This window comes from Alcanivorax sp. HI0083 (genome assembly GCF_001635175.1).
The window spans coordinates 1-10493 of the sequence record NZ_LWFX01001084.1; the positions used below are offsets into that span (position 1 = coordinate 1).

Annotated in this window: 10 protein-coding genes; 6 read left to right on the plus strand and 4 right to left on the minus strand. The window is 56.4% G+C overall.

The features are described 5' to 3' along the window. Window positions 1-159: 159 nt before the first annotated feature. The 4 genes from A3754_RS26665 to A3754_RS14440 all read left to right on the plus strand — a co-directional run bounded on the left by A3754_RS26665 (window position 160) and on the right by A3754_RS14440 (window position 2350). Window positions 160-924, plus strand: coding sequence for a hypothetical protein (locus A3754_RS26665; protein WP_156497002.1), 765 nt, complete (start codon window positions 160-162; stop codon window positions 922-924). A gap of 145 nt (window positions 925-1069) precedes the next feature. Further along, the gene (locus A3754_RS14430; protein ID WP_063518824.1) at window positions 1070-1324 is read left to right on the plus strand and encodes a type II toxin-antitoxin system ParD family antitoxin; all 255 of its coding nucleotides are present in this window, start codon (window positions 1070-1072) and stop codon (window positions 1322-1324) included. Beyond that, a complete protein-coding gene (locus A3754_RS14435; protein WP_063518823.1) occupies window positions 1324-1620 on the plus strand; it encodes a type II toxin-antitoxin system RelE/ParE family toxin in 297 nt (98 codons plus the stop codon). The genes A3754_RS14430 and A3754_RS14435 overlap by 1 nt, the downstream gene beginning before the upstream one ends. A 364-nt stretch (window positions 1621-1984) precedes the next feature. Then, the gene (locus A3754_RS14440) at window positions 1985-2350 is read left to right on the plus strand and encodes a hypothetical protein (RefSeq protein ID WP_063520257.1); all 366 of its coding nucleotides are present in this window, start codon (window positions 1985-1987) and stop codon (window positions 2348-2350) included. A gap of 117 nt (window positions 2351-2467) precedes the next feature. Here the strand turns inward: A3754_RS14440 and A3754_RS14445 are convergent, their stop codons facing one another. The 3 genes from A3754_RS14445 to A3754_RS14455 form a co-directional block, all read right to left on the minus strand. Beyond that, on the minus strand, window positions 2468-3838 hold the full coding sequence (locus A3754_RS14445) for an oxygenase MpaB family protein (RefSeq protein ID WP_063520258.1): 1371 nt from the start codon (window positions 3836-3838) through the stop codon (window positions 2468-2470). 251 nt (window positions 3839-4089) lie between these two features. Next, window positions 4090-4686, minus strand: coding sequence for an HD domain-containing protein (locus A3754_RS14450; RefSeq protein WP_063520259.1), 597 nt, complete (start codon window positions 4684-4686; stop codon window positions 4090-4092). 10 nt (window positions 4687-4696) lie between these two features. After that, window positions 4697-5482, minus strand: coding sequence for a class II aldolase/adducin family protein (locus tag A3754_RS14455; protein ID WP_063520260.1), 786 nt, complete (start codon window positions 5480-5482; stop codon window positions 4697-4699). Window positions 5483-5610: 128 nt separating this feature from the next. On the opposite strand from A3754_RS14455, the gene A3754_RS14460 reads away from it, so the two are divergent. Further along, window positions 5611-6303 (plus strand): Crp/Fnr family transcriptional regulator, encoded by a 693-nt coding sequence (locus A3754_RS14460; protein ID WP_063520261.1) that lies wholly within the window; start codon window positions 5611-5613, stop codon window positions 6301-6303. 231 nt (window positions 6304-6534) lie between these two features. On the opposite strand, the gene metG is transcribed toward A3754_RS14460, so the two are convergent. Next, window positions 6535-8568, minus strand: coding sequence for a methionine--tRNA ligase (gene metG, locus A3754_RS14465; protein ID WP_063520262.1), 2034 nt, complete (start codon window positions 8566-8568; stop codon window positions 6535-6537). A gap of 472 nt (window positions 8569-9040) precedes the next feature. Between metG and A3754_RS14470 the strand changes: the two genes are divergently transcribed. After that, on the plus strand, window positions 9041-10493 hold a 1453-nt coding region (locus A3754_RS14470; protein WP_063520263.1), incomplete at its 3' end, for a HAMP domain-containing sensor histidine kinase.

A 10493-nucleotide genomic window follows, 5' to 3' on the forward strand; every position in this document is an offset into this window, starting at 1 on the left:
CAACATATCGAATCATGCCCTGACAAGCTGGTTTGTAACGTACTGACTTTTCTGCTTTTATCTTACAATATGCAAATTTTATAAATGTGATATGAAGCCGGCGCGTTCATTGGATATTCGAGCCGGCTTCCTAATACCTGTTAACTTTGTAGGATCGGCATGAAGCCACAATTTTCAGAATTTACGTACGGATATACGGTAGTAGAGGAGCTAACTAGAAACTACCGATTTACGGCAGTACCCACTTTTCCAACGCTTATCGAGGAAGGACGGGATGGTGGCGGCTATGATGTTCAGGTAGAAATTCAAGGCCTGCCATTTTTTCTGCAATTCAAACGTTCTGATTATCTAGGTCGTTCAAATGCAAAGTACCATCACGTATTCGGAAGCTCGTATTATCGTTTCAATCTACATGCCTTGAGACATTCAAAACAGCACGATTTACTTATCCATCTAGAACGCTGTGGGAATCCAGTTTTCTATGTGGCACCTAAGTTCCATACAAATGTAGAGATGCATAACAATTATTTTAGTCGTTCTGTAGCTAGAAACTCGATTTGGGTAGCGCCTACAGAAATTGGCAATTTGCCAGATGATGACGAGCATTCAATCTGTTTCAATCAATCAGAGTCGCAGGTCTATTTCTGCTCAGAACCAAAGCCGGTCGAACACAGGATGAGTTTTAAGACTGACGCATTAGAGCGTTACGTTTCCATATTTAAAGAACGGAATGGTTATCGGCAGTTTCATAAAGACAATTGGGAAGAGCTTTATGATCAGATGCTGTACGTATTTCAAAAACACGACAGCTTGGGTTTTGGCAAGCTCTCTAGGTACTTAGACGAAGACGAGAACGTTATAACTAAAACAGCTAAGCTGTCTCGCTTAGCGTTCGGTGCGGACATGGTGGTTTATGAAAGTTAACAAGGCGCTGTTGTCGGACAAATTTTTCGCTGCGCTACAAATTTGCCGCAAAGCGCGGCGTTGGGTGGCAAGAAGATGAGCATTGATTCGGCGCGAGGAAAGAGTATGATAATGTCATACCTCTGCCATGTTAGGAGCACCAGCCATGAGCATGCACCGGAAAACCATCACGCTGACCGAACAGCAAGACGGCTGGGTGAAAGCCCAGATTGAAAGCGGCCACTTTGGCAACGATAGTGAGTACATCCGCGATCTCATCCGAAGGGACCAACAGACCAAAGAACGTCTTGCCATGCTGAGGCAAGCCCTCGCTGAGGGTGAGTCCAGCGGGGAACCGAAACCGTTGGATATAACGGCTATCAAGGCGGCTGGCCGTAAGCGGATTAAGGCTGCCGATTAGTGCTTACGTTGAACGTCACGCCGAGGGCGGAATCCGATTTTATTGGGATTTGGGTGTATGCCTGTGAGGAATGGGGCGTTGATCAGGCGGATAATTACGTGGATCGGCTTGAGGCCGGCATGAAACGGCTGATTGATCATCCATCGCTTGGCGCGAACTACGACCATGTTTTTTCTGGGTATAGCAAATTACAGGTCGAGCATCACGTTGTTTTTTATCGACTGCTTGAGTCGGAAGTGCTTGTTGTTCGTGTGTTGCACGAGGCCATGGATGCACCGGAAAGGCTTCTGGAGTAGTCGGAGTTATATTTTCGGCGCGGCTTAAAAATTTCCATCCTGCACCGTGCTGTTGTCTCCCAATAAGTAGCTGCACTCGGAAAATTACTCGCTGCGCTCCTGATTTTCCAGAATCAATAGGGCCAGGGCTCCCATTGGCTCTTCGGCTTTCGGGAATCAAGATGTTGAGCGTGCCTCCGTTTTTCCCTGACCTTTCGGCTTGTGATAAACCTTGTCGATTAGGCCTTTCAGGCTCTCTGTGCCCTTGGGTGAATTCGGCCTTCCTGAATGTGCGGCGATGTGGGGTTGCTGGCTGTGCCGCTGCGAATGAAACCCCGCCTTGTTGTGGTACAGTGGCCACAAAATCCCAACCCGGACCCTGCCTATGCTCGTCTACCTTCTGGTCGCCTGCGATCGCCTTGATGAAAAGCAGGAAAAGAAGCTCAAGCGTAACCTGGTTGATCTGCAAGCTGCGTTGCAGGCGTATGTGGATGCCAATGAAGTGGCCACGCTGATAGATGACTGTGAGAGTGAGGAGTGTGAGGACTGGGTGCTTGGCATTAGCCTGCCGGTGAAGAAAAAGATCGGGCTCAAGGAGCCGGTGAATCTGTTTAATGACCTGGCCAAGCAATTCAACATTGATTGTGAGGTAGGGTCGATTGACGACGATCAGCGAGACCCGGTGAGTTATTTTGGTAAGCGGGAAGGCGTCGGAGATGCGTTTTTGATTGCGGAGTATTTGGGGGTGTGACGTACTTGTCGGATTACGCCTTTCAGGCTCTCTGTGCCCTTGGGTGAATTCGACCTACAAAAACCGTGCTTCGTAGGTCGGGTTAGGCGTAGCCGTAACCCGACACCTGCGCCGCCTTCAGGCGGCGGTTTCCTGTTTGCTTTCCTGTGTTGTTGGGGCGTACTGATTGGCGTCGGTGGTGTATTCCGCGTGGCCATAGTCCACCAATAGTTCCTTGATTCTCTTCACCAGTATTTTGTCCGCCAGCTTGTTGGCCACCGGGATATCCTGCAGCGTTCGGTAGGCGATCAGGCGTGGCACCACGAACAGGTTGCCCACGGTGAACAGGGCATAATCTATCAGGCGGGGCTCCACGCCCATTTCTTTTGCTTTCGATTTGTCTTTGCGGCCCAGGAATGCCTGGGTAAAGAAGACTTTGGAGAAGCTGCGTTCCACCCGGTTGTGCACTTTGCTGATCAGCTTTTCGTCCTTGGGGCGGTAGACCGACATGGTGGCGCGGGTCAGTTCGCCGCAGGTCTCGTCATCGTAGCCTTCGCGCAGGGTGCCGGAGTAGGTGAGCATGGTGTCGATGATGTCCGGTGCCTCGGCGGGCAGCAGTTCTTCGGGCAGGCCCAGCAGGAAGCATTCATAGCGGGACAGCTCGACGATGGCACGCTCGTTGGCGGTGAAATGTTTACGCCCTTTGCGCAGCGCCTTGAAGGCGGTTAGGTAGGCGGGCATGGTGCCGGCGGGCATCTGGTCTACCTGGGGGATGGGAATGCCATAGACGGCCGGGTCCCAGGGGCCACCCTTGTCGGTGGTGGCACGCTTGATGATGTTGAAGCGCACCATGGAGTGCATCAGGCGGACCATGGCGGCGGCCTTGAAGCCGGGGCCAAAGCGTTCCAGTGCGCCGGGCAGGGTGGCGGTGGTGAAGAAGCTGGCGGTTTCGTTGATGCGCTGGTTCACCGAGTCGTTGGCCAGGGTGCCGGTAATGGCCATGGGCAGGCCGGAGTATTTGTTCATGAAGGTGGCGACGAAGGCGCCACGAATCACGTAGGGGGCCAGGTTCACCATCTGGTTACGACTGAGGCGCGCGCCTTCGCGGACCAGCTCCATGTCCACCCAGTCCGGGGTGGTTTCCATGGCGGTGATGAAATCAATCAGCTCCTGGGGAGCATTATCCACGGCTTCCAGGCCTTCATCGCAGGCTTTCTTGAGCATAGTGATCAGGTTGCGAAAGCCGTATTCCGGCATTAGCGCGGCATAGGCATCGGAGACGGTATCGCCGAGCAGGGTGTAGGCCCGGGCGCGTTCCACTTTTTCCTTGTCGGCAAGAATGCCGGCGCGGTATTTGCGGGAAAACTTCTCGGGCAGGGCGCTGCGGGTGTTGATGTCGTCGGTAAAACGTTCCGGGGTGACATCAAAATCAATATCGCCATACAGGGAAGGAATGCGGGTTTTCTGCGCGCGTACTTTTTCCCAAAGTGCATCCAGTGACTGTGCCATCACTAACCTCTAAAAAAACGGCATTTAATGTATGTATACATTGGGTTTACGGTTTGTCGGTGACAATGGCAGGAAAGCACAATCGTGAGAACTTGTTGGTTTTTGGCCTGAATGGACAGAGAGAAATGAACGCAGGGGAAACACAGGGGAGGGGTCTGTTTTTCTTGGGGAGACGGTAGTGGCGATAGTGTTTATTCGGGCGGTGAGGCCCTCTCCCGATGACGGAAGAGGGCCACCTGGGGATGATGCGACTAGCCTTGTTCCGCCATGGCTTCCTTGTAGAGAGATTTGCGCGGTTCGGCGAAGACCTTGCGCAGCATGGGTTCGAAGTAATCCAGCGGCAGGATTTCTCCGTCCGGATCGAAGGCGGGGGAATCGTATTTGCTGACGAACTCCAGGGTCTGCCGATAGTGAGGGTGATCCTTGAAGTTCTCGCGCATGTCGCGATCCATGCCCAGGTAATGGAAGAAATAGTAACCCTGGAAGATGGCGTGGTGTTTCACCATCCAGTGGTTGGCATCGCTAACGAACGGTTCCAGCAGCACGGCGGCCACGTCGGCGTGGTTGAAGGTGCCCAGGGTGTCGCCGATGTCGTGCAGCAGGGCACAGACCACATACTCGTCATCCTTGCCGTCACGGTGGGCCAGGGTGGCGGTTTGCAGGCAGTGCTGAAAACGGTCGATCTTGAAACCACCGAAGTCACCTTCCAGCAGGCGCAGGTGCGTGATGATGCGATCGGACAGGCCCTTGCTGAAGTCGCCGAAGGACTTGGCGATGATCTGCCAGTCCTCGCCGGTGCCGTCCTTCATGTGGGTGAACTGGGCGCGGGGTGCGGTCATGCCATTCATGGTGCGCTCCTTATTCCGCGTAGCCGGGGTTGTTGCGGTCCAACTTGCGCAGCAGGCCGGGCCAGGCCAGGTTGCCGCCCATGCCCTTGGTCACCTGTGCCGCCTGTTGCTTGATGGTGTCGACGATGCCGTCCGGGATCGGCGTCAGCGGGCGGTTGCCGGACAGGGCTTGCAGCTGGATTTCGCAGGCGCGCTGGAGGATAAACATGCCCAGGAAGGTGTCGGCGATGGTGCTGCCCACGGTGAGCAGGCCATGGTTACGCAGGATCATAAAGTTGGCGTCGCCCAGGTCGGCTTGCAGGCGCGCTTTTTCGTCATCGCGCAGGGCCACGCCTTCGTAGTCGTGATAGGCCAGGCTGGCCAGCGGAAACAGGCTTTGTTGCGACAGGGCCAGTAAACCTTCCTGCTGGGCGGAGACGGCGACGCCGGCGGTGGTGTGGGTGTGCATGACACAGGCGGCATCGTCGCGCACGGCGTGGATAGCACTGTGGATGGTGAACCCGGCCGGGTTGATGTCGTAATCGCTGTCGTCGAGCTTGTTACCTTCCTGATCCACGCGCACCAGGCTGGAGGCGGTGATCTCGTCGAACATCATGCCGTAGGGGTTGATCAGGAAATGATGCTCGTCGCCGGGGATGCGGGCGGACAGGTGGGTAAAGATAAGATCATCCCAGCCGTGCAGGGCGATGAGCCGGTAGGCGGCGGCGAGATCCACGCGCAGCTGCCATTCTTCGGCGCTGACGCTGCCTTTCCTGGAGGGGACGGTAGCTGGGTTAATATTGACCTGGCTGTTCATGTAGCGCTCTCCCGTTGTGTGGGTCTTATTGGGGTCAGGGACCCTTATTTAAGGTAATCGATTTTCCAATCCCTTGAGTGTAGGCCCGGGGTTAGGGAGAAAACTGTCAACTGGTTTACAATTGCTCCATGACGGATGCCTACACGGTGCTGCGGCACTGCCCCTTACTGGCCGGATTTCCCGATGCTGCCCTGCATGAAGCGGCGCGGCACGCCCGGGTGCGTTCGTTTCAGGCCAACCAGCCGATTTATGAGAAGGGCGAACCCCAGTCCAACCTGTGTGTGATTGCCGAGGGCCTGGTGCGGATCAGTTCGGTGAATGCCCAGGGGCAGGAAGCGGTACTGATCATTTTTGACAGCGGTACCTGGTTTGGCGATGCGGTGTTTTCCCCCGGTACCGGGCGGGTCTATGGCGCCACGGCCCATGAGGCAGCGGTGCTGGTGGAAGTGCCGGGCCCGTTTTTCCGTGAGCTACTGCAACGTTACCCGCAAAGCTACCCGGTGGTGCTGGATCTGATCAGCCAGCGGCTGTGGTCCGCCATCTCCATGATCGAGGAAGACGCGCTGCGCGGCACCCAGGCACGGATAGGGCAGCGCTTGTTGTTCCTGTCGCAAATGCAACGCGGCGGCAAGCCGGAGGGTGGGCCGGTGACGGTGCGTCTGACCCGTGAACATATTGCCAACATGATGGGGATGACTCGTCAGGGCGTGCACCGGACGCTCAAGGCGTTTGAGGCGCAGGGGCTGATCACGCTGGGCTACGGGCGCATCACGATCGAAGATGAGGCGGCGCTGCGGGAACACTTGGCGACGTTGAATTGATGCTAAGCAGGATGTCGGATTCCGCCTTTCAGGCTCTCTGTGCCCTTGGGTGAATTCAACCTGCTCACTCACACTTGTAGACGCTCGGCCAGATGAGAGGGGGGTGGGAAGTCATGCTTGCATGACCAAGAGGCGTGCTCAGCACCACCTGATTATTCGCGATGCAAGCATCGCTTCCCACAGTAGAATGAAGGCGCCTCTGCGTCAGGCATCCGGCGCCGAGCTTTCACCCTAGCGCACTTCCATGCCCGGTTCGGCGCCACTGTCCGGGCTGAGGATGTGAATGTCATCCCCGCCGGGGCCGGCGGCCAGTACCATGCCTTCGGAGACGCCGAACTTCATCTTGCGCGGTGCCAGGTTGGCGACCAGGACGACCAGTTTGCCTTCCAGCTCTTGCGGTGCGTAACGCGATTTGATGCCGGCGAAGACGTTGCGCTCGCCCAGCTCGCCCACGTCCAGTGTCAGCTGCAGCAGCTTGTCGGCGCCTTCCACGTGAGCCGCCTTGGCTACACGGGCCACGCGCAGTTTCACCTTGAGAAAATCATCAATGCTGATGGTTTCGTCGTCGGCATCCGCTTTTTTCGCGTCTGCTTTTTTGGGCTTGTCGGCAACCTGTGCCGGCGTACTGTCCTTGGAATCCGCCAGCATGGCTTCCACCTGCGTCATGTCGATACGGTTGAGCAGGGGTTTGAACTTGGCGATTTCATGGCCCAGCAGCAACTGGCCTGCGTCGGCCCAGGTAAGTGGCTCCACCTGCATGAAGGCTTCTGCACGCTCGGCCAAAGCCGGCAAGACCGGTTTCAGGTAGATCACCAGCAGACGGAACACGTTGATGGCGGTGCTGCAGATGGCCAGCACTTCCTGTTCTTTTCCTTCTTCCTTGGCCAGGCTCCAGGGCGCCTTGTCGGCGATGTAGCCGTTGGCGTGATCGGCCAGTGCCATGATTTCACGCATGGCCTTGCCGAATTCGCGTTTCTCGTAGAAGTCGGCGATGCGTGGGCCAGCTTCCTGGACTTCGCGTACCAGCAGCATGTTGTCCAGATCGGTACTGAGCGTACCGCCGAATTTTTTCACGAAGTTGCCGGTGCGGCTGGCGATGTTGACCAGCTTGCCGACCAGATCCGAGTTCACTCGCTGGGCGAAGTCTTCCAGGTTCAGGTCGAAATCATCCACCCGGCTGGAGAGTTTGGCGGCGAAGTAGTAGCGCAGATACTCCGGGCTCAGGTGATCCAGGTAGGTGCGGGCCTTGATGAAGGTGCCGCGGGACTTGGACATCTTGGCGCCGTTCACGGTGACAAAGCCGTGGCTGTAGATGGCGGTGGGTTTACGCAACCCGGCACCGTCCAGCATGGCGGGCCAGAACAGGCCATGGAAGTTGATGATGTCCTTGCCGATGAAATGGTACAGCTCGGCGGTGGAGTCCTTGCCCCAGTAATCGTCGAAGTTCAGGCCTTCGCGATCACAGTAGTTCTGGAAGCTGGCCATGTAGCCGATGGGTGCATCCAGCCACACGTAGAAATATTTGCCCGGGTAGCCGGGGATCTCGAAGCCGAAGTAGGGGGCTTCACGGGAGATATCCCAGGGCTGCAGGTCTTCGATCCATTCCTGCAGTTTGTTGGCCACTTGTTCCTGCAGGGCGCCGGAGCGGGTCCACTCGCGCAGCAGAGGCTCGAACTTGGGCAGGTCGAAGAACAGCTGGGTGGTTTCTTTTTCCACCGGCGTGGCGCCGCTGACCGAGGAGTAGGGATCGATCAACTCTGCCGGCGTATAGGTTGCGCCACAGACTTCGCAGTTGTCGCCGTACTGGTCTTCGCTCTTGCACTTGGGGCAGGTGCCCTTGACGAAGCGATCGGCGAGGAACATGCCTTTCTGCGGGTCGTACAGCTGGGTAATGGTCTTTTCCAGGATGTAGCCGGCATCCTTGTTGCGCTGGAAAACCATTTCCGACAGCGCCCGGTTCTCGGCGCTGTGGGTGCTGTAATAGTTGTCGAAGTTCACCTGGAAATCGGCGAAGTCCCGCTCGTGGTCCGCCTTCACCTGGGCAATCTGCTGTTCCGGAGTGACGCCGTTTTCCTCGGCCTTGAGCATGATGGCGGTGCCATGGGCATCGTCAGCGCAGACATAGGTACACTGCTGGCCACGGAGTTTCTGGAAGCGAACCCAGATGTCGGTCTGGATGTATTCCAGCAAATGACCCAGGTGAATGGGGCCATTGGCATAGGGAAGGGCACTGGTGACCAGTATCTTGCGGGGAGTGTCACTCATGGGAACGGCGTCGTTTTTCCAAAAAATGGGTGGCCTATGATACGGGGGCTGCCGGGGTTTTTCATCCTGTGTTCTCCACAAGCTGCGAGTCAGGTGCTGCGAGCCCCCTGACGGCCATACGGAGAACGGCACCGCTGGAGTGGACAAGCGTTGTGGCGGTGCGGCGATGTGCTAGGGTCTGTTCACACTCATTCCATGCTCCCTGTTGCGGCCCAAAATGCGCCAATCCAGGCGCGAGGAGAGATGTTTGGTGTCTCCAAATGAGCGACGAGCAACAACGAGTGGCGCATTTTGGGCCTCAACCCGAAGGGCTGGGCCCTTTTTCCGCCCAGCAGTCCCAACCTTTACTTATGTAGAACAACTACACTGCGTATCGGTTGGAACATCTGGACAAAAAAATGACGCCAGCAGGGACCACGGAATGAGTGTGAACAGACCCTAGTGTCTGCGGTTAGTCTTGAGGGAGTGGGCAATGTCGCTGAGAGTTCGTATTCGCTGGTTGCTGGTGGTTTCTGCGGCTATCTGTGTGGCGCTGGCAACGGTGGCCCTGTATTGGGTGAATCTGTCGTTGGTGGATACCCTCGCGGAGCGCAATGCGGAACGTGAGCTGGGCAAGGTGGAAGCCGCTTTCCTGGATCAGCTGTCGGTGTTGCGGGTACGGGCGCAGGACTGGAGCCAGCAGCCTGAGCAGGCACCGGTGAATCAGGGGGGCGTTGGTCACCTGGACCTGATGATGGCGCTGGATAACGATGTCATTCGCTGGGATAACGGGGAGCCGGGAGTGGATTCGCCGGTGTTCGAGACCCTGGCGCGGCGTTTCACCGAACAAGGTTGTATGCCTATTTGGGGGGTGGTGAAGGTAGACGGCAGGCCATTGCTGTTTAGTACTGCGGTGGAAAATGGTTGCCAGGCCTATCTGTTGGGCGTGTGGTTGGACAGTGGCTGGTTGAGTTACCTGTCCGAGCGGGTAGGGCGTGCCTTGTTCGTGCAGGAAGCCCAGGGTGATGGTCCGGTGAGTCGCGGCCTGGGCGAGGTGGAGGGGGGGCAGTTACAGGGACGTTTCCCTATTCCGGATTTCCTTGGGGAGACGCCGTTGGAGGTGATTGTCGAAATTCCCCATGACGGTTACCAGAGCATGCTCTATGCAGTCTTGTTGGTGGCGCTGATTATGGTGGTGCTGACCGCGATTACCGTGTTCGTGATTAATTGCCGCATTCAACCCATGCTGTTTGGGCGTTTGAATTTGGTGCATAACGCGGTGCGTTCGATTGCCCGCGGCGGTGCTCTGGATCAGCGTGTGCCAGTACTGGGAAGCGATGAAATTGGTGCACTGGCGGAAGACTTCAATGCCATGGTGGACAGCATTCACCATGCCCAGATCCAGTTGGCGGAAGCGAGGATGCAGGCCGAAGATGCCAGCCAGACCAAAAGCCAGTTTCTGGCCAATATCAGCCATGAAATCCGCACGCCAATGACGGCCATTCTCGGTTACACCGAATTATTGCGCGATGGCTCGCTCGGGGCGGCAGACAAGCGGCGTTATCTGACCATCATCCAGCACAACGGGGATGCGTTGCTGGCGCTGATTAATGATGTGCTTGATCTGTCACGGATTGAGGCAGGTCAATTGCACCCGGAGCAACGGCTGTTCTCTGTAAGGGTACTGTTCGATGAAATCATCGACAGCCTGCAGTTGCGTGCTATTGAAAAAGACATTGCCTTGCGTATTGATTACCTGGCAGACATGCCGCCGACGGTCAGTGGTGATGCGTTTCGCTTGCGCCAGATACTGGTCAATTTGATTGGCAATGCGGTGAAATTCACCGAGCAGGGGCAGGTGCATGTGCGAGTTAACTGGGATGAAGAGACGTCGCGCCTGACTGTATCAGTGGAAGATACCGGGATCGGCATCAGTGAAAGCGAGC